This is a genomic window from Janthinobacterium sp. HH106, assembly GCF_001758725.1.
In the GTDB taxonomy this organism is placed as follows: domain Bacteria; phylum Pseudomonadota; class Gammaproteobacteria; order Burkholderiales; family Burkholderiaceae_D; genus Janthinobacterium.
Genome location: NZ_LRIC01000048.1, coordinates 125,322 through 149,440, shown reverse-complemented (window position 1 = coordinate 149,440; position 24,119 = coordinate 125,322). Strand labels below are relative to the sequence as shown.

At 62.9% G+C, this 24,119-nt stretch carries 20 protein-coding genes; 4 read left to right on the top strand and 16 right to left on the bottom strand.

The genetic code is table 11. The annotated features are described in order from the left end of the window. Positions 1–28: 28 nt before the first annotated feature. From rfbA to leuS, 13 genes are all read right to left on the bottom strand, one after another. Positions 29–922: a glucose-1-phosphate thymidylyltransferase RfbA gene (gene rfbA, locus JAB8_RS18190; RefSeq protein ID WP_070220506.1), complete on the bottom strand. Its 894-nt coding sequence runs from the start codon at positions 920–922 to the stop codon at positions 29–31. Further along, positions 922–2,001, bottom strand: coding sequence for a dTDP-glucose 4,6-dehydratase (gene rfbB / locus JAB8_RS18185; protein ID WP_070290858.1), 1,080 nt, complete (start codon positions 1,999–2,001; stop codon positions 922–924). Before rfbB ends, rfbA begins: the two co-directional genes overlap by 1 nt. A 269-nt stretch (positions 2,002–2,270) precedes the next feature. After that, complete coding sequence (locus JAB8_RS18180) at positions 2,271–3,845, bottom strand: SEL1-like repeat protein (RefSeq protein ID WP_254679544.1); 1,575 nt, start codon at positions 3,843–3,845, stop codon at positions 2,271–2,273. A 2-nt stretch (positions 3,846–3,847) separates the two neighbouring features. Then, positions 3,848–6,052, bottom strand: coding sequence for an EAL domain-containing protein (locus tag JAB8_RS18175; protein WP_070220512.1), 2,205 nt, complete (start codon positions 6,050–6,052; stop codon positions 3,848–3,850). A 5-nt stretch (positions 6,053–6,057) separates the two neighbouring features. After that, positions 6,058–8,211, bottom strand: coding sequence for an HDOD domain-containing protein (locus JAB8_RS18170; RefSeq protein ID WP_070291058.1), 2,154 nt, complete (start codon positions 8,209–8,211; stop codon positions 6,058–6,060). A gap of 203 nt (positions 8,212–8,414) precedes the next feature. Further along, entirely contained in the window at positions 8,415–9,695 is a 1,281-nt protein-coding gene (locus tag JAB8_RS18165; protein ID WP_200880291.1) for a multidrug effflux MFS transporter, read from the bottom strand. Positions 9,696–9,894: 199 nt separating this feature from the next. After that, the gene (locus tag JAB8_RS18160) at positions 9,895–11,064 is read right to left on the bottom strand and encodes a class I SAM-dependent RNA methyltransferase (protein WP_070220514.1); all 1,170 of its coding nucleotides are present in this window, start codon (positions 11,062–11,064) and stop codon (positions 9,895–9,897) included. 241 nt (positions 11,065–11,305) lie between these two features. After that, on the bottom strand, positions 11,306–11,920 hold the full coding sequence (locus JAB8_RS18155; RefSeq protein WP_070290856.1) for a 2-hydroxychromene-2-carboxylate isomerase: 615 nt from the start codon (positions 11,918–11,920) through the stop codon (positions 11,306–11,308). A gap of 10 nt (positions 11,921–11,930) precedes the next feature. Then, the gene (locus JAB8_RS18150) at positions 11,931–12,368 is read right to left on the bottom strand and encodes a CopD family protein (protein WP_070220518.1); all 438 of its coding nucleotides are present in this window, start codon (positions 12,366–12,368) and stop codon (positions 11,931–11,933) included. Positions 12,369–12,438: 70 nt separating this feature from the next. Further along, the gene (locus tag JAB8_RS18145; protein ID WP_070290855.1) at positions 12,439–13,710 is read right to left on the bottom strand and encodes a glutamate-5-semialdehyde dehydrogenase; all 1,272 of its coding nucleotides are present in this window, start codon (positions 13,708–13,710) and stop codon (positions 12,439–12,441) included. A gap of 23 nt (positions 13,711–13,733) precedes the next feature. After that, entirely contained in the window at positions 13,734–14,750 is a 1,017-nt protein-coding gene (gene holA / locus JAB8_RS18140) for a DNA polymerase III subunit delta (RefSeq protein WP_070290854.1), read from the bottom strand. Positions 14,751–14,760: 10 nt separating this feature from the next. Next, positions 14,761–15,351 carry an LPS assembly lipoprotein LptE gene (lptE, locus tag JAB8_RS18135; RefSeq protein ID WP_070220522.1) on the bottom strand — a complete coding sequence of 197 codons (591 nt, stop codon included), beginning with the start codon at positions 15,349–15,351 and terminating at the stop codon, positions 14,761–14,763. A 2-nt stretch (positions 15,352–15,353) separates the two neighbouring features. Further along, complete coding sequence (leuS, locus tag JAB8_RS18130; RefSeq protein WP_070290853.1) at positions 15,354–17,993, bottom strand: leucine--tRNA ligase; 2,640 nt, start codon at positions 17,991–17,993, stop codon at positions 15,354–15,356. A 132-nt stretch (positions 17,994–18,125) separates the two neighbouring features. On the opposite strand from leuS, the gene JAB8_RS18125 reads away from it, so the two are divergent. Then, entirely contained in the window at positions 18,126–18,959 is an 834-nt protein-coding gene (locus tag JAB8_RS18125) for a DUF6597 domain-containing transcriptional factor (RefSeq protein WP_254679543.1), read from the top strand. Then, complete coding sequence (locus tag JAB8_RS18120) at positions 18,956–19,357, top strand: VOC family protein (RefSeq protein ID WP_227742056.1); 402 nt, start codon at positions 18,956–18,958, stop codon at positions 19,355–19,357. Before JAB8_RS18125 ends, JAB8_RS18120 begins: the two co-directional genes overlap by 4 nt. Here the strand turns inward: JAB8_RS18120 and JAB8_RS18115 are convergent. Further along, positions 19,354–20,250, bottom strand: a complete 897-nt coding sequence (locus JAB8_RS18115; RefSeq protein ID WP_070290851.1) for a LysR substrate-binding domain-containing protein — start codon at positions 20,248–20,250, stop codon at positions 19,354–19,356. The genes JAB8_RS18120 and JAB8_RS18115 overlap by 4 nt on opposite strands. 159 nt (positions 20,251–20,409) lie before the next feature. Here JAB8_RS18115 and JAB8_RS18110 point away from each other — a divergent pair, with 159 nt between their 5' ends. Then, complete coding sequence (locus JAB8_RS18110) at positions 20,410–21,591, top strand: acyl-CoA dehydrogenase (protein ID WP_070220528.1); 1,182 nt, start codon at positions 20,410–20,412, stop codon at positions 21,589–21,591. Further along, a complete protein-coding gene (locus tag JAB8_RS18105; protein WP_070220530.1) occupies positions 21,591–22,850 on the top strand; it encodes a CaiB/BaiF CoA-transferase family protein in 1,260 nt (419 codons plus the stop codon). Before JAB8_RS18110 ends, JAB8_RS18105 begins: the two co-directional genes overlap by 1 nt. 113 nt (positions 22,851–22,963) lie before the next feature. Here JAB8_RS18105 and JAB8_RS18100 read toward each other — a convergent pair whose 3' ends face one another. Then, complete coding sequence (locus JAB8_RS18100; protein WP_070290850.1) at positions 22,964–23,290, bottom strand: barstar family protein; 327 nt, start codon at positions 23,288–23,290, stop codon at positions 22,964–22,966. Between the two features lie 8 nt (positions 23,291–23,298). Next, entirely contained in the window at positions 23,299–24,108 is an 810-nt protein-coding gene (gene dapB, locus JAB8_RS18095; RefSeq protein WP_070290849.1) for a 4-hydroxy-tetrahydrodipicolinate reductase, read from the bottom strand. Positions 24,109–24,119: the final 11 nt, after the last annotated feature.

The following is a 24,119-nucleotide window of genomic DNA, read 5'->3' as shown; positions in this document are numbered from 1 at the left end:
ATGAACTAGGTGGAAAGCGCAGCGCACCTCAGAATATTTTGTCGTCGAGCAAACGCAACAGATATTGACCGTAGGCGTTTTTCTTCAACGGCCGGGCTAGCTGCTCCAGTTTGGCGGCATCGATATATCCCTTGCGGTAAGCGATTTCCTCGGGGCAGGCAACTTTCAAGCCCTGGCGGTTTTCAATGGTAGCGATGAATTGGCCCGCTTCCAACAAGGATTCATGGGTGCCCGTATCAAGCCAGGCCATGCCGCGGCCCATCAATTCGACGTTCAATTGGCCGCGTTCCAAGTAGGCGCGGTTGACATCCGTGATTTCCAGCTCGCCACGCGCAGAAGGCACGATACTGGCGGCGATGTCGCAGACCTGGCTGTCGTAGAAATACAGGCCGGTGACGGCGTAATTCGATTTTGGCTTGAGCGGCTTTTCCTCGATGCTGACGGCGTGACGTTGCGCGTCGAAATCGATCACGCCATAGCGTTGCGGATCGGTGACATGGTAAGCGAACACGGTCGAGCCGCTGGTGCGTGCCGAGGCTACGCGCAACTGCGTTTCAAAGTCATGGCCATAATAGATGTTGTCGCCCAGAATCAGGGCCGATGGCGCATTGCCGACAAATTCTTTGCCAATGATGAACGCCTGTGCCAGGCCATCCGGCGTGGGTTGCACGGCGTAGCTGAGTTTGATGCCCCACTGGCTGCCGTCACCCAGCAACTCCTGGAAGCGCGGCGTATCTTGTGGTGTGGAAATGATCAGGATGTCGCGTATGCCAGCCAGCATCAGCGTGGTCAGCGGATAGTAGATCATCGGCTTGTCATACACGGGCAGCAGCTGCTTCGACACGGCCATGGTGACAGGGTACAGGCGCGTGCCGGAACCGCCTGCGAGGATGATGCCCTTGCGTTCGATGGCGTTTCCCATTATTGCTGCTCCTCGGCTGTGTCGCGTGCCGCGTAATTTTTCTCTACCCACTTCAGGTAATCGCCCGACTGCACATCACGTACCCAGACCTGGTTTTCCATATACCACTGGACGGTCTTGCGGATGCCAGTGGCGAAGGTTTCGGCCGGCTTCCAGCCCAGTTCGCGCTCGATCTTGCGCGCGTCGATGGCATAGCGACGGTCGTGGCCTGGGCGATCCAGTACGTAGGTGATTTGTTCGCGATAGCTGCCGGACGCCTTGGGATCGAGCGTATCGAGGATGTCGCACAAGATATGCACGACTTCCAGATTGGCCATTTCATTCCAGCCGCCCACGTTGTAGACCTCGCCCAGGCGTCCCGCTTCCAGGACGCGGCGGATCGCCGCGCAATGGTCGCCCACGTACAGCCAGTCGCGCACTTGCATACCATCGCCATAGATAGGCAAGGCCTTGCCGGCACGGGCATTGCTGATGATGAGCGGAATCAGTTTTTCCGGGAAATGGAAGGAACCATAGTTGTTAGAGCAGTTGGTGGTAAGCACCGGCATGCCATAGGTATGGAAATACGCGCGCACCAGATGATCGGACGCCGCTTTCGATGCCGAATAGGGACTGTTGGGCGCATACGGCGTCGTTTCCGTAAATGGCGGGTCGTTCGGTCCCAGGGTGCCGTACACCTCGTCGGTCGAGACGTGCAGGAAACGGAAGCCGTCCCTGGCGTCGCCTGTCAGGCCAGACCAGTAAGCACGTGCGGCCTCGAGCAGGCTGAAGGTGCCGTTGACGTTGGTGGTAATGAATTCGCCGGGGCTATGGATCGAGCGATCGACATGGCTCTCTGCGGCAAAATGCACGATGGCACGGGGCTGGTGTTCGGCCAGCAGGCGGGAGACGTGGACAGTATCGCAAATATCGCCGCGTACGAAGATATGCCGCGGGTCTTGCTCCAGACTGGCCAGATTGCTGAGATTGCCAGCGTAGGTCAGTTTGTCAAAATTGATTACAGGCTCATCGTTGAGCGCCAGCCAGTCTCTTACAAAGTTGGAACCGATGAAGCCGGCGCCACCAGTCACTAAAATCATATTACTTTCCTTTGCTCACTTGAACGAATTCACAGGCGTTCCCGAGTGTGCAATCGTCGATGGACGACCTGACTGAACGTACTACTGCGACAGAATATTATGTGTTTGATATTTTTTTTGAATATTATGATACTCTCATTCGGGATTAATATGCGCAATCTTTCTTGAAGATGGCGTTAACCGTTTTCAGTAAAATAAAGACCCATTCTTGACATACCTGGCATCCTCAATGCCAGCGTGGCGCGCGACGATTTTAATGAGAGCGTGAATTAATCGGCCAGCGCTTCCAGGCGCTCGCGCACCTGGTTCAGATCCGTCTCGCGCATGCGCGCCGCCGTCTGGCGCAGGGATTTTTCCGCGCCGGCCACGCCGGCCGCCGAGGCCATCGACAGCCAGATATACGCCTGCTGCAAATCGAGCGGAGCGCCCTGGCCGCTGGCCGCCATCAAGCCCAGATTCATCTGCGCCCGCGCATGGCCCTGGCGCGCGGCCAGCGCATACCAATCCCAGGCGGCGGCATAGTCCTGCGGCACGTCCTGGCCATTGTCGTGCCGCAGGCCCAGCGCGAACTGGGCCAGGCTGTGGCCCTGGGCGGCGGCGCGGCAGTAACAGGCGCATGCCTGCTGGCTGTCGGGTGCAGGACCATCGTCGCGGTCGTGCAAGACGCCCTGCATGTATTGCGCCGGCGCGTAATCCTGCTCGGCGGCGCGGCGGTACCATTCCAGCGCCAGCGACAGATCCTGCGGCACACCCTGGCCATGCTCATAGCGCAGGCCCAGGTCGAACTGCGCGCGCACATGTCCCTGGTCGGCCGCCTTGCGGTACCAGAAGATGGCTTCCTGCGCATCGGCAGGCACGCCCTGTCCATGCTCATGCAGCAGTCCCAACTGATACTGCGCGGCGGGGAAGCCCTGCTCGGCGGCCTGGCGGTAAAACGCTTGCGCCTGCGCGTAATCGTGGGCGCCATGTTCATGATGCAGGCCCAGGTTGTGCTGGGCCGCCGCATGACCCAGTCCCGCCGCCTTGACATACCACTCCAGCGCCGCCTGTTTATCGCAAGGCACGCCCTGGCCATTGTCGTAAATCAGGCCCAGGTTGAACTGCGAACTGGCGTGGCCCTGCTCGGCCGCGCGCCGGTACCAGCTGATCGCCTGCCGGCTGTCCTGCGGCAGCACGTCGCCATTTTCATAGCGCAGCGCCAGGTTGAACTGGGCCGGCGCATAACCCTGCTCGGCGGCCTTGCGCATCCAGGCCGTCGCCTGCTGGCGATCCTGGCGCACGCCCTGGCCATTGTCGTAGCGCAGGCCCAGGTTGAACTGCGCACGCGCATAGCCCTGTTCGGCCGCCTTGCGGTACCAGGCGATGGCTTGCACGAAGTCCTGCGGCACGCCCTTGCCATTGTCGTACATCATGCCCAGGTTGTTTTGCGCGCCCGCGTCGCCCTGCTCCGCCGCGCGGCTGAACCACAGCATGGCTTGTCCGCTATCTTGCGCGAGTCCCTGGCCCTTGGCATACAGCCAGCCCAGGTTGTACTGGGCCGCCGCGTAGCCCTGTTCGGCCGCCTGCTGGTACCAGTGCGCCGCCTGCGCAAAATCCTGCGGCACGCCCTGGCCCTTCTGGCACATCACGCCCAGGTTGTATTGCGCATGCTCGAGTCCCTGCGCGGCAGCCAGGCCGTACCAGTGCAGCGCCAGCGCATAGCTTTGCCCGATACCCTGGCCATTGAAATACATGAAGCCCAGGCTATGCTGGGCGTTCGCATTGCCTTTCTCGGCCAGTCCTTTCAGGCGCAGGTAGTCAGCCGTGTAATGAGCAGCCGTGTAGCGGGGATCGGCAAGCGACACGGTCAAGCCTCGATGGTCAGCGTCGGGGACGGCGCGGGAGCGGCATCGGCGATCAGGCGGTTCTGCTCCTGCAGCACGCCGATAAAACTGCCCAGCGAAATGGGCCGGTGGTACAGATAGCCCTGCATCGTGGTGCAGCCCTTGTCCTGCAGGTAGCGCGCCTGCCCTTCCGTCTCCACACCCTCGGCGATCAGGTGCAGGCCCAGGCCGCGCGCAATCGAGATGATGGCCAGGATGACGGGATAGTGTCCGTGCTCGTCGTGGATTTCCTTCACAAACGACTGGTCGATCTTGATGGTGTGGATGGGGAAGCGGTGCAGGTACGACAGCGAGGAATAGCCGGTGCCGAAATCGTCGATGGCCACCGACACGCCCAGCTGGCACAGCTTGTTCAACTGCTCGATCGCGTACTGCGGGTTGCGGATGCAGATGTTTTCCGTGATCTCGACTTCGATCTTTTCCGGCGCGATGCCGTAGCGCGTCAGCGCGCCGCGCATCTTCTCGAAAAAGTCGCCCCGGTCCAGGTATTGCGGCGACAAATTGAGCGACAGGCGCACGGCTTCGCCGCCAGCCGCGTTCCACTGCACCAGGTCGCGGCACAGGGCACCCAGCATCCAGTCCGAGATCGGCAGCATCAAGCCGTTTTCCTCGGCGAACGGCAGGAATTCGCCGGCCGTCAGCAAACCCCGCTGCGGGTGGTTCCAGCGCATCAGGCCTTCGGCGCCAACGATGCGGCCCGTCATCACGTCCACCTGCGGCTGGTAATACATCTCCAGCTGATTCAGCTCCAGCGCCTTGCGCAGGCTCTGTTCGAGCGCGATCTTCTGGTGCGACACGTCGAGCATGGACTCGTGATAGAAACTGTGGCCGTTCTTGCCCAGCGCCTTGACCTGGTACATGGCGATGTCGGCGTGGCGCAGCAGCTCGTCGATGGTCTCTCCGTCGCCCGGATAGATGGCGATGCCGATGGAGGCTGAAATATGCACCTGGTTGCCATCGAGGTCGAACGGCTGGTGCAGGCATTCGAGGAATTTGTCGGCGATCAGGCGCGCATCCTGGCGGTCGCGCAGTTCCGGCAGCACGATGGTGAATTCATCGCCGCCCTGGCGCGCCAGGGTATCGCCGCGGCGCAGGCAATCCTTCAGGCGCAGCGCCACTTGCTGCAGCAGCTCGTCGCCCTTCACGTGCCCCAGGGTGTCGTTGACCAGCTTGAAACGATCGAGGTCGATGAACATCACGGCCAGTTCCGTCAGCTTGCGCCGCGCCTGGATGACGGCCAGCCCCAGGCGGTCCTTGAACAGCATGCGGTTCGGCAGGTCCGTCAGGATGTCGTGATAGGCCTGGTAAGAGATGACTTCCTCGGCGCGCTTGCGGTCGGTGATGTCGCGCGCCACGCCGTAGGTGCCGAAGTACTCCTGCTTTTTCGCTTCCTGGTCGTGGCCGTGCATGCCGATCGAGTTGAGCGGAATCGTCATCAGGGTGTTGTTGAAGGTCCGGTCGCTGCCGCTGCCGCTATGGCACTTCAGGCGCAGTTCCACATTGCGCGAGGCGCGCTCGTCGAGGCGGCGCTCGTTGAAGGCATAGCGCGCCCGCTCCTGGTCTTCATCGTGCACGAGAATCGAGTAATGGCTGCCGATCAGCTCCTCGCGGCTAAAGCCCAGCAACTGGTGCACCCTGTCGTTGATGAAGGTGATGCGGCCTTCGTGGTTCAGCGTATAGATGATGTCGGGCGAGCTGTCGACCAGGTAGCGGTACATCTTTTCCGAGTTTTCCAGCTGCAGCGCGATGCGCTCGTTCTCCAGCGCCAGCTGGCTCTTTTGCAGCGCGTTCTCCACCGTCTTGAGCAGCTCCTCGCGGCTGTAGGGCTTGCGCAGATAATCGTAGGCCCCGCGTTTGAGGGCGCCGATGGCCGCCTCGATGCCGACGTCGCCGCTCATGACGATCACGTCGCCCTCGATGCCGCGCCGGTTGATGTGGTCCATGATTTCATGGCCGCTCATGTCGGGCAGGCGCAAGTCGAGCAGGATCAGGTCGAAGCGCAGTTTCGACAACTGCGCCAGCGCCTCGCTGCCGCAGGTGGCCGTGTGCAGCTGGTAGCCGCGGTCCTTCAGCAATTCGTGGAGAGAGGCGAGCAGGCGGGGCTCGTCGTCGACCAGCAAAATGCGCGGGCTGTTTTCCAGGTCAAACGGAATGGCGGAGGAGTTCATGGACGTTACGAAGACATGGCGGTATTGCCGGGCGAGGGCAGCGCGGCTGCAGCGCTTGCCGGCAAGGGAATGGGCAGTAAAATTTCAAACGAGGTGCCGGACTTGCTGCTGCGGCAGCCGATCACGCCATGCAGGCGCGTGACCAGGTCATGCACGATGGACAAGCCCAGGCCGTGATGCGCGCCTGCCTTGCTGCTGCGCACGGGGGAAAACAGATTGGCCAGCACTTCCGGCGCCAGGCCGGCGCCATTGTCGCTGACGCACAGCTCCAGGTACAGGCGGCGGTCGCGGTTCACGTGGCCACGGTTCTCCACTTCGATGCGCCCGCCATCGGGCAGGGCTTCGACGGCGTTTTTCAACAGGTTGAGCAGGATTTGCTTGAGCATGTCGGCATCGGCCTCTACCTCGCATGGCGCGTCCTGCATGCGCGTGACCACCTCGATCTTCGGCGGCAGGAAGTCGGTGGCGCGGAACAGGCGCAGCACATCGTCGACCACGCGCGCGCAATCGGTCACGCCGCTGGCCGCCGCCGGCTGCAGATCGGCCAGGCCGCCGATCAGCTGGCCGACCCGGTCGATTTCCTCGTTCAGGATCGCCATTTCACCCGACACCGGTTCCTGCTTCTCGAGCTTGTGATCGAGCACGCTCAGATAGTTCTTGATGATGGACAGCGGGTTATTCACTTCGTGCACGACGCGGCGCGACGCGGCGCGGTATTCCTCGGTCACGTGATCGAGCTGGCGCCGCGCCAGCCCGCGCGCGCTGATGGCCGTTTCCAGCGCCGTGGCGGCCTGGTTGGCATACGCGCGCAGAAAACCCTCGCGCTTCTGGCAAGCGGGAATCTGCCACGCCGCCACGCCGCCAATGAGCACGCCCAGGCTGCGCTGGCCCGACGCCAAGGGCACGCAGACCAGGCTATCGGTACCGAGAATGCGGAACAGCTGCTCCTCGACGATGCCCAGCGCCGGCATGTCGCGTTTCAGGAACGCCAGCTGACACTCCAGCGCCGAGGCGGCCAGGAGGCCGCCCTTGGCCAGCGGGATCGAGAAGCCGGCCAGGCGCTGCTGATGTTCGCCCGCCGCCACGCCGACGAGCGCATGGCCGGTGGGGTTTTGCAGCAGGATGACGGCGGTGTCGAAATCGAACAGAATGCGCGCCGAGCGCGTGATGGCTTCGAGCAGGCTGCTCTCGCCCTGCTGCCGGGCGAAGGTCTGGCCCACTTCCGACACCAGCACCATATTGCGCACTTCGTCGGACAGGCGCCGCTGCACCGGATCGACGGCTGGCGGCGCAAAGGCGGGCGGCGTGGCGATATCGTCCGCGCCGGCCAGGTCGATGCCCAGGTGCTGCGCGGCCTGCTCCACCTGGCGCGCGACGCTGCCGGCCAGCTCGTCCAGTGTCTCGACGTCCAGCGCGCACAGGCTTGCCGCCTGCGTGATCGACTCCGCATCGTCGGCATGGCAGCACAGCAGGTGCGCCAGGCGCACGATGCGGATCAGGGGATGGCTCGCTTCCAGGCGCGCCAGCGGCTCATGGTGATACAGCACGCTGTCGGCCAGGAAGGAATCGAGATGCCAGCGCTCGATCAGCCACGCGCCCGCTTCGGCATGCGTGATCTGCAAGGTACGCTGCTCCACCGCGCACAGGGCGGCATCGTCGCGCGCCGTGAAATTGAACGCGTATTCCTTCGGCGCCGTGGCCAGCAGGGCCAGGCGGCCCACGTTGTGCAGCAAGCCGGCCAGATATGCTTCCTCGACGTGCGGATAGGCCATGGCCTTGGCCAGCGCGCGCGCCATGACGGCGGCCGACAGCGAACTTTTCCAGAAGGCGCGCAAATCCGTGCTGCCGGAATGGGGAAAGCTGTTGAAGGTCTGGAAGACGGATTCGCTGATGACCAGGGTCTTGATCATGTCCGTGCCCAGCGACACGAGCGACTGTTCCAGGCTGACGACCTTGCTCTGCCGATGGTAGGCCGAGCTGCTGGCCACGCCGAGGATCTTGCTGGTCATGCCCGCATCCTTGGCGATCAGCGCGGCCAGCTCCGGCATGCCGGCATCGTCGGCCTGCAGGTGGGCGATCAGTTTGAGGAGGATCTGCGGCATGGCCGGCAGGCGGGCAATCAGCAGGCGATTGCGAATATCTTGATCAGATTGATGCATCGTATCAGGCATTGCCGGTTTGAAAAGGAAGAGCGCTCAGCAGCGAAGCGCGGCCACGTTCAGAGGAATCCTCCACTCCTGTAACCCAAAAAATGTCGCCTGAGAGGATGCCGGGAAAAGCAGTCATCTTATCATAAGCGCCGGATATTACTTGCAATATAGAAAATTAAGTTGAAATAAATCCAGCGTTCTGCGATGGAAACTTATGCCTTGAAGGAACCCAGCAAACGGTGGCGGAAGCGCCGCGATATCAGCCACAGCGCCAGCGCCAGGCCCGTAAACGCCAGCTGGCCCGACGCCAGCCACAGCACGGAACCGGACAGCAGAGGAGAGATCACGCCGGCCACCACGGCGCCCAGCAAGGTGCTGGCAAACGACTGGCACGAGGCCACCGTGCCGCGGATGTGCGGGAACAGGTCGAGCGCCAGCAGGGTCGCGCCCGGACCCACCAGCGACATGCCGAAGGTATAGAAGAACAAGGGCAGCACCGACCAGGGCAAGGAGGGCGGCAGGAACAGGTGATACACGACATTGACGCTGGCGGCGCACAGCAGGAAGGCAAAGCCGATGCCGATCTGGCGCGCGAACGTGACCTTGCCGGCGATGCGGTTGGCCGCCGCGGCGCCCATGAAGATGCCGCTCACGCAGGGAATGAACAGCCAGGCGAATTGCGATGGCCCCAGGCCCAGCTGCTTGGGCAGCATTTCCGGCGCGGCCGTGATGAACAGGAACAGGCCCGCGAAATTGAGCGCGACGATGCCGGCCTTGATGTGGAACAGGGGCGAGCGCAGGATCTGGCCATAGCTCGACGCCAGGAAGCGGGGATTGAAGGGCTGGCGCTTTTCCATCGGCAGGGTTTCGGGCAGGCGCCAGTAGCAGAACGCCAGCAGCACCACCGTGTAGAAGGCGAGGAACAGGAAGATCGAGCGCCAGTCGAACCAGATGACGATCCAGCCGCCCAGAATCGGCGCCACGGCCGGCGCGATGGAAAAGATCATCGTCACCAGCGACAGCAGCCGCGCCGCCGCCGCATCGGCATACAGGTCGCGGATGATGGCACGGCTGATCACCACGCCGGCGCCGGCCGAGACGCCCTGCATGATGCGGAAGAACCACAGGTAATGCACCGTGTGCGCCGAAGCGCAGCCGAGCGAACCGATGGCAAACATCAGCAGCGACACGAGAATGACGTTGCGCCTGCCGAAGGTATCCGAGATCGCGCCATGCCACAGCACCATGCCGGCAAAGGCCAGCATGTAGAACGTCAGCGACTGCTGCACTTCCAGCGGCGACGCCTGCAGCGAACCCTGGATCGCGCCAAACGCGGGCAGATAGGTATCGATCGACAGGGGACCCAGCATCGACAGCCCGGCCAGCATCATCGCCAGCGCACCGCGGCTCAGCGGCGCCATGTGGCTCGGTGTGGGAGGCGGAACGGGCGTGACCGGGTCGGGCGGCACATCGGCCGGAGGGGTGGGAAACATGGCGGATCCAAAGTGGCGCGCGGACCGGTTGCGGTCCGCGCGAGGTACTGCGTTACTACAGACGTCTACAGACGTCTACAGACGCCAAAATAGCTGATAAAACCGTCGCGAGCGGAAGGGAGAGCTGGCCGAGAAGCGCAGCCGTACACGAGTACGGCAAGCATCACAGGCCGCCTATCCCGACGCGCAGCAGGTTTGATCAGTTATTTTTTGGCTTGGCTTCTTCGCGGCGGTTGTAACCGGCGACCATATCAAAGCGGAACAAACGACATTCCAGCGCACCGTTGAAGAATGGCGTCTTGCGCGCTTCCTTCAGACGCAGCAGCTTGGGCAGGCCCAGGTCGGCCGTGAACAGGAACACGGTCCAGCCGGCGAAGCGCTGCTTCAGGGTCGTGCCCATGGCCGAATAGAACGACGTCGACAGTTCATCTTCCGGGATGGTGCTGTCGCCGCGCACGCCAATACGCTCGCCGTACGGCGGGTTGGTCAGCATGATGCCCGGCACGTCGCTCGGCGGCTTGACTTCCTGCGCCTCGATCTGTTTCAGGGGCACGTCGAAGCGCACGCCGGCGCAACGCAGGTTATGGCGCGTCATGGCGACCATGTCGCCCGAAATGTCGCTGCCGAAAATGGTCGGTTCGGCCGGCAGCGGATTGACCTTGATGGCGTTTTTCATGGCATTCCACGGCGCCGGATCGAAGTCGTGGAAGTTTTCAAACGCGAACTGGCGCGAGGCGCCCGGCGGTATCCCTTGCAGCATCTGCGCCGCTTCGGCCAGGATGGTGCCGGAACCGCACATCGGGTCGAACAGCACCATGCCAGGCTTCCAGCCCGACACGCGCAGCAGGCCGGCGGCCAGGTTTTCGCGCAGCGGCGCGTCGCCCGTCTCTTCGCGCCAGCCGCGCTTGAACAAGGCTTCGCCCGAGGTGTCGAGATAGACGGTGAAGGTATGCGCGTCGAGGAAGCCGACGATGCGCATGTCCGGCGTCTTGGTGTTGACCGATGGACGCTCGTTGAACTGGTCGCGGAAGCGGTCGCAGATCGCATCCTTGATTTTCAGTGTCGTGAATTCCAGGCTGCGCAGCGGCGATTTCACGGCCGTGACGTCAACGCGGATCGTGTGGTGCACGCCGAACCAGTCTTCCCACGCTTGCGCCAGGGTCAGGTCGTAAATATCGTTTTCCGTCTTGTAGCCGGAATGGGCCATGCGCATCAGCACGCGCGAAGCGATGCGCGAATGCAGGTTGATGCGGTAGGAATCGAGCAGGTCGCCGGAGCAATGGACGCCGCCCGGCACCTGGTTGTGGACCTTCATGGTCGCACTATCCTGGGCGATCTCGCCCAGTTCCTCGGCCAGCGCCGCTTCCATGCCGCGCGGGCATGGGCAAAAATATGAAGCCATGGTGTACCTTTTATCCGTTGAAAAACAATTAACTAAAAATTTCAAAACTTGTCGGATTACGCGCGCAGCGCTAATCCGACCTACATCCAATATCTTGCGCAGGTCGGCTTAGCCCGCCAGGGCGTAAGCCGACAAACACCGCTGCCGACTGAGCTTGTCGGATTACGCGCAAAGCGCTAATCCGACCTACATTGACATCTTTCCATAATTATTTCGCCAGCGCGCGCTCGACAAAATCGAGGCGGTCCTGCCCCCAGAACCCTTCGCCATCGACGATGTACCATGGCGAACCGAACACGCTGGCGGCCGTGGCCGCTTCCGTATTGGCGTCGTATTCCGCCTGCACGCTGGCCGTCTCCGACGTTTTCAGCAACTGGCGGCCGTCGAAACCGGCGTCAAACGCGATCTGCACCAGGGTTTCCTCGTCGCCGATGTTGCGCTCCTCCGCCCACAGGCCGCGCATGATGACGTGCGCCAGTTTCAGCGACGCTTCCACGCCGTGCGCCAGGCGCGTGGCGATGATCAGCTTGGCCGACGCTTCCGGCGACACGGGGAAGAACTTCGGCTGCAGGGTCAATGGCACCTGCAAAAAGGCCGACCAGCGCGCCAGTTCGGCCAGGCGGTACGCCTGGCGCTGCGGTGCGCGCTTGGCCAGCGGCAGGCCGCCCGATACGCTGAAGACCTTGCCCAGGTCAAAGGGACGCACGTCGATCTGTGCGCCCGTCTTCGCGGCGATGGCCATCAGGCGCGCATGCCCCAGGTAGGTCCATGGCGAGTGGGGCGCAAAAAAATACTGCACGACTTTGCTCTGGCTTGCACTCATTTCGACTCCCTTAGAAAGGCTTGACCACGACCAGCACGACGACGGCCAGCAGCATCACCACCGGCACTTCATTAAACCAGCGGAACCAGGTGTGACTGCGCTTGTTGAGACCTTTTTCAAACTTGCGCAGGATGGAACCGCAAGCGTGGTGATAGCCGAGCAGCAGCACCACGAAGGTCAGTTTGGCGTGCATCCAGCCCGGCATCTTCATGCCGCCCTGGCTCCCGCCATACAGCATCCACATCAACGCCAGCCCCAGCACCATCGCCGGCAGCGCCAGCAGCGACATGAAGCGGTACAACTTGCGCGCCATCAGCAGCAGGCGCTCGGTGGCCACCGTTTCCGTCTCCATCGCCAGGTTCACGAAGATGCGCGGCAAATAAAACAGGCCGGCGAACCAGGAAATGACGAAGATGATGTGGAAGGCTTTGGTCCAGAGAAAGAGCATGGGGTTCCCAGTGTCAGAGGTGGAGAGAAACAAGAGCACGGGCCGCCTTGTGGGCCGCCCGCGAATGAGACTATTTGCGTACTTCGCCGTGGCCGAAAACCACGTACTTGAGCGAGGTCAGGCCTTCCAGGCCCACCGGACCGCGCGCGTGCAGCTTGTCGTTCGAGATGCCGATCTCGGCGCCAAGGCCATATTCGAAACCGTCGGCGAAACGCGTCGAGGCGTTCACCATCACCGAGGCGGAATCGACTTCGCGCAGGAAGCGCAGCGCATCGCTGTAGTCTTCCGTGATGATGGACTCCGTGTGCTTCGACGAATACCGGTTGATGTGGTCCATCGCTTCGTCGATGCCGTCGACCACCTTCACCGACAGGATGGCGGCCAGGTATTCGGTGGACCAGTCTTCCTCGGTGGCCGCTACCAGGTGCGGATAAGCGGCGGCGGCCAGGATCGCATGGCTTTCCGGATCGGCGCGCAGTTCCACCTGTTTGGTCAGGTACAGTTCGGCCAGCTGCGGCAGCACGGCCGGTGCGATGGCGCGCGCCACCAGCAGGGTTTCCATGGTGTTGCAGGTGCCGTAGCGGTGGCACTTCGCGTTGAAGCCGATATCGACGGCTTTTTTCAGGTCCGCCTTGGCGTCGATGTAGACGTGACAGATGCCGTCGAGGTGCTTGATCATCGGCACGGTGGCCTCTTCCATCAGGCGCGCGATCAGGCCTTTGCCGCCGCGCGGCACGATGACGTCCACATACTGCGGCATGGTGATCAAAGCGCCGACGGCGGCGCGGTCGGTGGTGTCGATCACTTGCACGGCATCGGCAGGCAGGCCGGCACCCAGCAAGCCCTCGGCCACCAGCTTGGCCAGCGCGCGGTTGCAGTGAATCGCTTCCGAGCCGCCGCGCAAGATCGTCGCGTTGCCGCTCTTGATGCACAGGCCGGCCGCGTCCACCGTCACGTTCGGACGCGCTTCATAGATGATGCCGATGACGCCCAGCGGCACGCGCATCTGGCCCACCTGGATGCCCGTCGGACGGAATTTCATGTTCGAGATTTCGCCGATCGGGTCGGCCAGCGACACGATTTGCGTCAAGCCTTCGACCATGGTGGCGATGGCGGCGTCGGACAGGGTCAGGCGGTCGAGCATGGCCGGCGCCAGGCCGGCGGCGGCCGCCGCATCGAGGTCGCGCTGGTTGGCCGCGCGCAGCAGATCGGCATCGCGCACGATGGCGGCGGCGATCAGGGTCAAGGCGCGGTTGCGCGTGGCGCTGTCGGCACGCGCCATGGCGCGCGAAGCGGCGCGTGCGCGCGTGCCCACGTCCTGCATATATTCTGTGATGTCCATGCTCGTATCCATATAGTAAAAAACTAGCCTCGGGCGATCTTCAGTCCCAGTTGCAGCATGGCGTCCCAGGCATCGCCTGCATAGCCCTTGGCGCGCAAACCCTTGATCATCTTGTCCACCTGCGCCGCCTGCTGCAGCGCCGCTTCCAGCACGGGCAGCGAAATGCGCCGCAGGGCCGGTTCCATCATCCGCTCGCGCGGACCCCAGATGCGGTATTCCTTCAGCAGCGCGCCCAATGGACGCCCCTGCGCCATGCCGGCCTTCAATTTTAACAGCGTGCGGATTTCCTCGGAGACGGCCCACAAGACCAGCGGCAGCGCCTCGCCCTCGCCTTTCAAACCTTCGAGCATACGCACCAGGCGCGCCGGATCGCCGGCCAGCATGGCTTCGGACAGCTTGAAGACATCGTAGCGGGCCACGTTCAGCACCGCGTCCTGCACTTGTTCGTACGTCAGCTTGCCCGCGGCATGCAGCAAGCCCAGTTTCTGGATTTCCTGGTGCGCCGCCAGCAAGTTACCTTCCACCCGTTCGGCGATGAAGTCGATGCTGGCACGCTCGGCGCTTTGCCCCTGCGCGCCCAGGCGCTGCGATATCCACGCCGGCAACTGTGCCCGTTCCACATTCGGAATGTCGATATACACGGCCGCCTGCTGCAGGCTGGCGACCCAGGCCGCCTTTTGCGTGGCCCAATCCAGCTTGGGCAAGGTGATCAGGGTCAGGTTGTCGGGACTGAGGTTTTTCGCGTAGCTTTGCAGCGCCGCGCCGCCATCCTTGCCCGGCTTGCCCGTGGGGATGCGCAGTTCGATCAGTTTTTTATCGCCGAACAGCGACAGCTCCTGGTTCGCCGCCAGCAGTTCACCCCACTTGAAGCTGCGCTCCACCGTCAGCACGTCGCGCTCGGAGTAGCCCTGCGCGCGCGCCGCGCGGCGGATCTTGTCGGCCGCTTCCAGCGCCAGCAAGTGTTCGTCGCTGGTGATCACATACAGCTGCGCCAGCGGCTTGGCCACATGCCCATCGAGCGCATCTATCCGCAATTGCATGGCGTCCCCGTTACTGCTGCGGGGCGGCCGGCGCGGCCGGCGTCACCGGCGCCACCGACATGGCCGGCAGCACCGGCTTGATGGCGGCCAGGCGGCGCATGATCTGCTGCACCAGGTCGTTGCGCATGTCGCGGTACAGCGCCGCTTCCTCGGTTTCCTTGGCCAGTACCTGCCTGTCGTCGAAGGTGATGGGGCGCACCAGGCTGATGGTCGTCGGCGCCAGCAACTGGTTGCCGGCCTTGTCCACCACGCGGAAATTGATCGAATAGCCGAGTTGATACTCTTGTACGCGGCCGCTGGTGTTCAGGGACAAAATGGTCTTGGTACGATTCATCTCCGGATCGGAGATCACTTCAAGGACGGCGTCGGCGCCATCCCTGGTATTGACCACCTCCGTGCTGCCAATGGCGCGGATATAGCGCTTCAGGCCGATCGCCAGCGGCGACGAGTCGGGCAAGCCGATGTACATCGTCGCGAACGGCAGCATGAAACTGCCGTTCGAACCGCGCAAGTGAAAGCCGCAGGCCGACAGCAGGACGGTCAGGCCCAACGCCAGCACGGCGCGGCGGCCCAACAGCGATACTTGAGAGGAAGTCGTCATGATTACACCACGATGCTGATTAACTTGCCTGGCACGACGATGATCTTCTTCGGCGTGGTCTCGACGTACTTCTGCACACTTTCGCACGCCAGCGCGGCCGCTTCGATGCTGGCCTTGTCCGCATCCTTGGCCACCGTGATCGAGCCGCGCAGCTTGCCGTTCACCTGGATCATCATCTCGATCTCGGACTGCTCCAGCGCTTGCGGGTCGACCTGCGGCCATGCCACGTTCAGCAAATCGCCGTGCACGCCAGCATAGCCCAGCTCTTCCCACAAGACGTGGGTGATGTGCGGCGCGACGGGATTGAGCAGGCGCAGGAAGATCGAGAAGCCTTCGGCGATCAGCGCCTTCGACTGCGCGCTATCGTCCAGCTTGGCCGATTCCAGCGTGTTGAGCATCTTCATGCAGGCCGACACCACGGTGTTGTACTGGATGCGCTTCAAGTCGTAATCGGCTTGCTGCAGCAGCTTGTGCAATTCGCGGCGCAGGTTTTTCTGCGCGTCGCCCGTGGCCGGTGCGGCGCCGCCAGCCAGTGCGGCCTGGATCGTTGCCGACTGGGCATAGCCGAAGTTCCACACGCGGCGCAGGAAGCGGTTCGCGCCTTCGACACCGCTGCCCGACCATTCCAGGGTCTGTTCCGGCGGCGAGGCGAACATGGTGAACAGGCGCGCCGTGTCGGCGCCGTACTGCTCGATCTGCGCTTGCGGGTCGATGCCGTTGTTCTTCGACTTCGACATTTTTTCCGTGCCGCCGATTTCCACCGGCTGGCCGTCGGCCACCAGGACGGCGGACTGCGGACGGCCCTTGTCGTCGAGCGACAAGCGCACGTCGTCCGGGTTGAACCAGGTGGTCTTGCCGGCGGCGTCCTTGCGGAAGTACGTTTCGTTGAGCACCATGCCTTGCGTCAGCAGGTTGACGAACGGCTCGTCGAACTTGACCAGGCCGAAGTCGCGCATGATCTTGGTCCAGAAGCGCGCGTACAGCAAGTGCATGACGGCGTGTTCGATGCCGCCGATGTACTGGTCCATCGGCATCCAGTAATCGTTGCGCGCGTCGACCATGGCGTCGTTCGAGCCTGGCGAGGTATAGCGCATGTAGTACCACGACGAATCGACGAAGGTATCCATGGTGTCCGTCTCGCGGCGCGCCGGCTTGCCGCACTGCGGGCAGTCGCACTGCAGGAAGGCTTCATATTTGTTCAGCGGGTTGCCCGTGCCGTCCGGCACGCAGTCTTCCGGCAGCACCACCGGCAGGTCTTTTTCCGGCACCGGCACCACGCCGCACTCAAGGCAATGGATCATCGGGATCGGCGTGCCCCAGTAGCGCTGGCGCGAAATGCCCCAGTCGCGCAGGCGGAACGTGGTTTTCTTTTCGCCCAGGCCCAGCTCCGCCAGATCGGCGGCCACCGCATCGACGGCGGACGCAAAATGCAGGCCGTCGTATTTGCCGGAGGCGATGCAGACGCCGTCCTTGCTGCCATACGATTCCTGCCAGGCATCCGTCGAAAATTCCTGGCCCTTGACTTCGATCACTTGCTTGATCGGCAGATTGTATTTCTTGGCAAAGCCGAAATCGCGTTCGTCGTGCGCCGGCACGCCCATCACGGCGCCGTCGCCGTAGGTGATCAGCACGTAGTTGCCGACCCAGACTTCCACTTGCGCGCCCGTCAGCGGATGGGTGACGAACAGGCCGGTCGGCATGCCCTTCTTTTCCATCGTTGCCATGTCTGCCTCGATCACGGAACCGAGCTTGCATTCGGCATTGAACGCGGCCAGAGCAGGATTCGTTTGCGCGGCGTGGATGGCCAGCGGGTGTTCGGCGGCCACGGCGCAGAAGGTCACGCCCATGACGGTGTCCGGACGGGTAGTAAAGACGTACAGCTTGCCGTCGCCGATCAGGGCGCCGTTCGCGTCCTTGATCGCATGCGGGAAGGCGAAGCGCACGCCCGTCGATTTGCCGATCCAGTTGGTCTGCATGATGCGCACGCGCTCGGGCCAGCCCGGCAGCTTGTCATCGACATAGGCCAGCAGCTCTTCCGCGTAATCGGTGATGCGCGCGTAGTACATGGGGATTTCGCGCTTTTCGATCAGCGCGCCGGAACGCCAGCCCTTGCCGTCGACCACTTGTTCGTTGGCCAGCACGGTCTGGTCGATCGGGTCCCAGTTCACGGTGCCCGTCTTCTTGTAGATGATGCCTTTTTCCAGCATCTTGAGGAACATCCACTGGTTCCATTTGTAGTATTCGGGCTTGCAGGCGGTCATTTCGCGCGACCAGTCGATGGCCAGGCCCATCGATTCCATCTGCTGCTTCATGTGGGCGATGTTCGAATACGTCCATTGCGCGGGCGGCACGTTGTTGGCCATGGCCGCGTTTTCCGCCGGCATGCCGAACGCATCCCAGCCCATCGGCATGAGCACGTTGTAGCCGTTCATGCGCAGGTAGCGGTACATCACGTCATTGATCGTATAGTTGCGCACGTGACCCATGTGCAGCTTGCCCGAAGGGTAAGGCAGCATCGAGCAGGCAAAATACTTGCCTTTTGGGAAACGCGGGTCGTGTTCGACGGCTTTATAGGCGTCGATCGCCTTCCAGTGCGATTGGGCGGCTTGTTCGACGTCGGCGGGACTATATTTATCTTGCATGATGTGCGGCCAATAGTGGATATGAACCGAGCATTATACTGGTTGTCGCCGCCCGATAGCGCGGCGCGCTGGCGGCCCGGGCCGGCAAATTTTGGCAAGCGCACAATTATGCTGTGTAATATATGGGCAATCTTGTTCTTTGCATCAAAGCCGGCCATGATCATCTACCAGGAATATCCGCCCCTCCCCGCCCTGCGCCCCTGGCTGGACTGCGTCTGGACCTGCCGCGTGCAGACGGGCGCCACGCCCTTCACGCACCAGGTCTTGCCCGACAATTGCATCGACATCCTGTGCCAGGACCAGCAGGACGCCAGCTTTGCCGTGGGCATGATGACGGCGCCGATTACCGTCGTCAGCCAGGGTCTGGTGCAGACGGTGGCGGCCCGCTTCAAGCCGGGCGCAGCGGCACGCTTCTTCCAGCTGCCCTTGTGCGAACTGAGCGATGGCCGCACGGGATTGCAGCAGCTATGGGGCCGCGAGCTGGCGGCGCGCCTCGGTGACGCGCTATGGAGCGAGCCCTTGTCCAACGCACAAAGAATTGCCATTTTGCAAGAATATCTGCTGCTGCGCCTGCGTGCCGCGCCGCCACGGCGCCAGGCCGGCGCGGCCGACCATGCCATCGCGGCCATTGAGGCGGCATCGGGGCAGGTGCGCGTGGATGGACTGGCGCAGCAGCTGGGCGTGTCGCGCCAGCACCTGGCGCTGCAATTTCGCCAGCAAGTGGGCATCAGCCCGAAGCTGTTTGCCCGCATCTGCCGTTTCCGCGCCGCCTGCCAGGCCATGCAAAGCGTGGCGGGACAGCAGGACTGGGCGCAGATGGCCTTGCAATATGGTTATTTCGATCAGTCGCACCTGATCCACGACTTCCAGGAATTCGCCCGCAGCTCGCCCGACGCGTGGCTGGCGGGCCGGCGCGCGCGAGCGCCTTCCATTTTTCCAATCGCCACGCGCACGCCGGTGGCATGATGGCGTTATTCTTCATTCACCAGGAGCAGAACATGATCAAGGGCTTGCGTACCGTCACCTATCCCGTCCCCGACCTGGACAAGGCCAAAGCCTGGTACAGCCAGGTATTCGGCACGGCACCGTATTTCGACCAGCCGTTCTATGTCGGCTTTGCCATCGGCGGCTTCGAGCTGGGACTGCTGCCGGACGGCCAGCCTGGCACGCAGGGCAGCGTGACGTACTGGGGCGTGGATGGCATCGAGCAGGAAGTCGAACGCATCGTGGCGCTGGGCGGCAGCCTGCACCATCCGATCACGGACGTGGGCGACGGCATCCGCACGGTGGAATTGCTCGACCCCTTCGGCAACCAGATCGGCCTGATCGACAATCCACACTTCGATACGGCCAAGGTCGTCTAGGCCGCCTCGTCTTGCAGCCATACGCGGAACTGCTGCAAGGCCATTTTTTCATGTGCCGCCTCGGGCGTGATCAGGTAATACGCGCGCTGGCCGCGCAGTGGGCGCTCGCATGCGATGCGCAGCTCGCCGCGCGCCAGTTCCGCTTCGACCAGCATACGGGGCAGCAAGACCACGCCCTGCCCCTGCACGGCCGCCATGGCCAGCATGGAAAACAACTCATAGCGGGCGCCGTAGCGCGCCAGTTCCCCATCGACCTGCATGGCGTCAAACCACTGGCGCCAGGCGCCCGGGCGCGTACTTTGCTGCAACAAGGTCAGTTCCAATAAATCCTGCGGCTGCCAGGCGCTGCGCGCCGCCAACAGGCGCGGGCTGGCGACAGGCACGATTTCTTCGTGCATGAGCAAGGTGGCGCGCGTGCCGGGCCAGCGCGCCAGCTGCTCGGGCGTGCCCGCGTACAAGGCGCCGTCGTATTCCGTATCGGCAAACATGAACGGCTTTGTATAGGCATCGATATGCACGACGATATCGGGGTGCAAACCGGCCAGCGACGACAGCCGCGGCATCAGCCAGCGTGTGGCAAACGTGGGCACGGACGCGAGCTGCAGCGCCCCGCCGCCGCCCTGGCGCGCCATGGTGTCGAGCGTGTCGCGCTCCAGGCCGTCGAGACGGGCCGCGATCTGGCGCGCATATGCGGCGCCGGCGCTGGTCAGCAGCACGCCATGGCGCGTGCGCTGGAACAGTTGCACGCCAAGAAAGCTTTCCAGGGAAGATATCTGCCGCGACACGGCGCTTTGCGTCAGCGACAGTTCGCGCGCCGCATGCGTATAGCTCTGGTGGCGCGCGGCCGCTTCGAAACAATTTAGCGCTTGCAGCATGGGAATTTTGCGTGACATGGGGGTATCGGGCCGGTGAAAGGCTCCAGTATGCCGCAAGATATGCGCATCACGCATGTCTGGGTGCAAAAAAATCGTTTGCGCAAGGCTAGGCAAAAACCTACCATGAGCCATATTCAATCTTGCGCCGATCACCGGCGCTCACCTGCGAGGCCTGTGATGAGCAAAACCGTATTCGACTGGAATTCCCCCCTGCTGCTGGAAGAACAACTGACGGGCGACGAACGCGCCGTGCTGGAAGCGGCCCGCGACTATTGCCAGGGCAGCCTGGTGCCACGCGTACTCGAATCGTTCCGCCATGGCCGCACGGACGCCGCCATCTTCCGCGAAATGGGCGAGCTGGGCTTGCTGGGCACGACGATACCCGAAGAATACGGCGGCGCCGGCCTGAACTACGTCTGCTACGGCCTGGCCGCGCGCGAAGTCGAGCGCGTCGATTCGGGCTACCGCTCGATGATGAGCGTGCAATCATCGCTGGTGATGGTGCCGATCAATGCCTTCGGCAACGAAGAAACCAAGCAGAAATACCTGCCGAAACTGGCGACGGGCGAATTCATCGGCTGCTTCGGCCTGACGGAACCGAACCACGGCTCCGACCCTGGCAGCATGGTCACGCGCGCGCGCAAGGTGCCGGGCGGCTACAGTATCTCCGGCGCCAAGATGTGGATCACCAACAGCCCGATTGCCGACGTGTTCGTCGTCTGGGCCAAGGACGATGAAGGCGCGATCCGCGGCTTCGTGCTGGAAAAAGGCTGGAAAGGCCTGTCGGCGCCGGAAATCCACGGCAAGGTGGGCTTGCGTACCAGCATCACCGGCGAAATCGTCATGGATGAAGTATTTTGCCCGGAAGAAAACGCCTTCCCCGACGTGCGCGGCCTGAAAGGTCCATTTACTTGCCTGAACAGCGCCCGCTACGGCATCGCCTGGGGCGCGCTGGGCGCGGCCGAAGACTGCTACCTGAAGGCACGCCAGTACACGATGGACCGCCAGCAATTCGGCCGCCCATTGGCTGCGAACCAGCTGGTGCAAAAGAAACTGGCCGACATGCTGACGGAAATCACCATGGGCTTGCAAGGGTGCTTGCGCCTGGGCCGCATGAAGGATGAGGGCTCGCCCGCCGTGGAAATCACCTCTATCATGAAACGCAACAGCTGCGGCAAGGCACTGGACATCGCCCGCATGGCGCGCGACATGATGGGCGGCAACGGCATTTCCGACGAGTTCGGCGTCATCCGCCACCTGGTCAACCTGGAAGTGGTGAACACCTATGAAGGCACGCACGATGTGCACGCGCTGATCATCGGCCGCGCCATCACCGGCATCGCCGCCTTCAGCAACTGATGGACGCCTTGGCTTCCACCCTCGCCTCCACCCTGCGGCCCGCGCCGTTGAGCGGCTTGCGCGTGCTCGACCTGTCGCGCGTGCTGGCCGGCCCGTGGGCCGGACAAATGCTGGCCGACCTCGGCGCCGACGTCGTCAAGGTCGAGCAGCCGGGACGCGGCGACGACACGCGCTCCTGGGGTCCGCCGTATCTGAAAGACGCGGACGGCCGCGATACGGCCGAGGCTGCCTACTTCCAGTGCGCCAACCGCAACAAGCGCTCCTTGTGCATCGACCTGGCTGCGCCTGAAGGGCAAGCCCTGGTGCGCAAGCTGGCCGCCGAATCGGACGTGCTGCTGGAAAATTTCAAGCTCGATGGTTTGAAGCAATACGGCCTCGATGCGGCGAGCTTGCTGGCGCTCAACCCGCGCCTCGTGTACTGCTCCATCACGGGTTTCGGCCAGGATGGGCCGTATGCGGCGCGCGCCGGCTATGACTTCTTAATCCAGGGCATGGGCGGCCTGATGAGCATCACGGGCGTGCCCGATGGCCAGCCGGGCGCCGGACCGCAAAAAGTGGGTGTGGCGCAAACGGACATCCTGACGGGCCTGTACGCCACCATCGCCGTGCAGGCCGCATTGGCCGAACGCGAGCGCTCGGGCCTGGGCCAGCATATCGACCTGGCCCTGCTCGACGTGCAAGTGGCCGCGCTGGGCAACCAGGCCGCCAACTACTTGTGCGGAGGCAAGGTGCCGCAGCGCATGGGCAATGCGCATCCGAACATTGTTCCGTATCAAGACTTTCCCACTGCCGATGGCGACATGATTCTGGCGATCGGCAACGATGGACAGTTTTCGCGTTTTTGCGCCGTCGCCGGCCACCCGGAATGGGCGCAGGACGAACGCTTCGCCACCAACCCGCAGCGCGTCGCGCACCGGGCGGTGTTGATACCGTTGATGCGCCAGACCACGGTCATGCGCACGACGGCAGAGTGGATCAGCGCGTTCGAGGCGCAAGCCGTGCCGTGCGGCCCCGTCAACCGCATCGACCAGGTCTTTGCCGACCCGCAAGTGGTGGCGCGTGGCTTGAAAGTGGAGATGCCGCATCCGACGGCGGGCACGGTGGCGCTGGTGGCCAATCCCGTGCGCCTGTCCGGCTCGCCGGTGCAATACCGCTTGCCGCCGCCCTTGCTGGGGCAGCATACGGACGAGGTATTGCAGCAGTGGCTGGGGTTGGACGGTGCGGAGATTGACGGCTTGCGTGAGCGCAAGGTGGTGTAAATGTTGGTCGTCTGGACGTAGGTCGGATTGGCGCTTGCGCGCAGTCCGACCTGCACAGCCAACAATGTTGTCGGATTACGGCCCGCAGGGCCTAATCCGACCTACGATTCCATTCACTTGAGTACCAGTTTCAATGCCGGTTTTTCACCGTAATCGTCATAGCGCTCATTGATGCCGGCGATGCAAAATGTGATTTCTTCCAGCAAATCAGGCACTTTCGCCTTCATCGCGTCAGCGTCCTGCACCACGATGTCCAGCACTTCGTTCGGTTTCAAACGGAACTGCGTCATGTTTTCATCGTCGCGCAAGTAGCTGAGGCAATCGACCCAGGCATCCATGCTGTTGCCGTAGAACGCGGGGAAACCGAAGGCTTGCACGCATTGCGCGTGAAAGCTCGCTTCATCGGTGATGTCTTTTCCATTCAGGATGGCTGTGGCCATAGTCTTCCTCAGTTCTTCAGCGACAGCACATCCTGCATGTCGAACAGGCCCGTCGGCTTGTCGGCCAGGAAACGCGCGGCGCGCAGGGCGCCGTGGGCGTAGGTGACGCGGCTGCTCGATTTGTGGCTGATCTCGATGCGCTCGCCGATGCCGGCAAACAGCACCGTATGGTCGCCGACGATATCGCCGCCGCGGATGGTAGCAAAGCCGATGGTCGACGGATCGCGTTCGCCCGTCACGCCTTCGCGGCCGTACACGGCGCATTCCTTCAGGTCGCGGCCCAGGGCGCCGGCCACCACTTCACCCATTTGCAGGGCCGTGCCCGATGGCGCATCGACCTTGAAGCGGTGATGCGCTTCGATAATTTCGATGTCGTAGCCTTCGGACAGGCTTTTCGCGGCCAGTTCCAGCAGCTTCATGGTGACATTCACGCCCACGCTCATGTTCGGCGCGAACATGATGGCCGTCTTTTCGGCGGCGGTGGCAATGGCGGCCTTGCCCGCGTCATCGAAACCGGTGGTGCCGATGATCATCTTGATGCCATGCTCGGCGCAATACGCCAGGTGCTGCAAAGTGCCTTCGGGGCGCGTGAAGTCGATCAGGTAATCGGCATTGGCCAGGCCGGCGGCAAGGTCCGACGCGATCAGCACGCCGGCAGGCTTGCCGAGAAAGGCGGCGGCATCCTGCCCGACGCTCGGCGAGCCGGCGCGGTCGAGGGCGCCGGTCAGCACGGCGTCGGGCGCGTTGCTGACCGCTTCGATCAGGATATGGCCCATGCGGCCGCTGGCGCCAGCGATGGCAATTTTCAGTTCAGTCATTTTATTCTCTT

Excerpts from the sequence above, each read along its gene's own strand:
- leuS (WP_070290853.1), bottom strand. The coding sequence starts at position 17,993 with ATGCAAGATAAATATAGTCCCGCCGACGTCGAACAAGCCGCCCAATCG.
- lptE (WP_070220522.1), bottom strand. The coding sequence starts at position 15,351 with ATGACGACTTCCTCTCAAGTATCGCTGTTGGGCCGCCGCGCCGTGCTG.
- JAB8_RS18175 (WP_070220512.1), bottom strand. The coding sequence starts at position 6,052 with ATGAACTCCTCCGCCATTCCGTTTGACCTGGAAAACAGCCCGCGCATT.
- JAB8_RS18115 (WP_070290851.1), bottom strand. The coding sequence starts at position 20,250 with ATGTCACGCAAAATTCCCATGCTGCAAGCGCTAAATTGTTTCGAAGCG.
- rfbA (WP_070220506.1), bottom strand. The coding sequence starts at position 922 with ATGGGAAACGCCATCGAACGCAAGGGCATCATCCTCGCAGGCGGTTCC.
- JAB8_RS18105 (WP_070220530.1), top strand. The coding sequence starts at position 21,591 with ATGGACGCCTTGGCTTCCACCCTCGCCTCCACCCTGCGGCCCGCGCCG.
- dapB (WP_070290849.1), bottom strand. The coding sequence starts at position 24,108 with ATGACTGAACTGAAAATTGCCATCGCTGGCGCCAGCGGCCGCATGGGC.
- JAB8_RS18170 (WP_070291058.1), bottom strand. The coding sequence starts at position 8,211 with ATGCATCAATCTGATCAAGATATTCGCAATCGCCTGCTGATTGCCCGC.
- JAB8_RS18145 (WP_070290855.1), bottom strand. The coding sequence starts at position 13,710 with ATGGACATCACAGAATATATGCAGGACGTGGGCACGCGCGCACGCGCC.
- JAB8_RS18120 (WP_227742056.1), top strand. The coding sequence starts at position 18,956 with ATGATGGCGTTATTCTTCATTCACCAGGAGCAGAACATGATCAAGGGC.
- JAB8_RS18100 (WP_070290850.1), bottom strand. The coding sequence starts at position 23,290 with ATGGCCACAGCCATCCTGAATGGAAAAGACATCACCGATGAAGCGAGC.
- JAB8_RS18150 (WP_070220518.1), bottom strand. The coding sequence starts at position 12,368 with ATGCTCTTTCTCTGGACCAAAGCCTTCCACATCATCTTCGTCATTTCC.
- JAB8_RS18160 (WP_070220514.1), bottom strand. The coding sequence starts at position 11,064 with ATGGAAGCGGCGCTGGCCGAGGAACTGGGCGAGATCGCCCAGGATAGT.
- JAB8_RS18110 (WP_070220528.1), top strand. The coding sequence starts at position 20,410 with ATGAGCAAAACCGTATTCGACTGGAATTCCCCCCTGCTGCTGGAAGAA.
- holA (WP_070290854.1), bottom strand. The coding sequence starts at position 14,750 with ATGCAATTGCGGATAGATGCGCTCGATGGGCATGTGGCCAAGCCGCTG.
- JAB8_RS18155 (WP_070290856.1), bottom strand. The coding sequence starts at position 11,920 with ATGAGTGCAAGCCAGAGCAAAGTCGTGCAGTATTTTTTTGCGCCCCAC.
- JAB8_RS18165 (WP_200880291.1), bottom strand. The coding sequence starts at position 9,695 with ATGTTTCCCACCCCTCCGGCCGATGTGCCGCCCGACCCGGTCACGCCC.
- rfbB (WP_070290858.1), bottom strand. The coding sequence starts at position 2,001 with ATGATTTTAGTGACTGGTGGCGCCGGCTTCATCGGTTCCAACTTTGTA.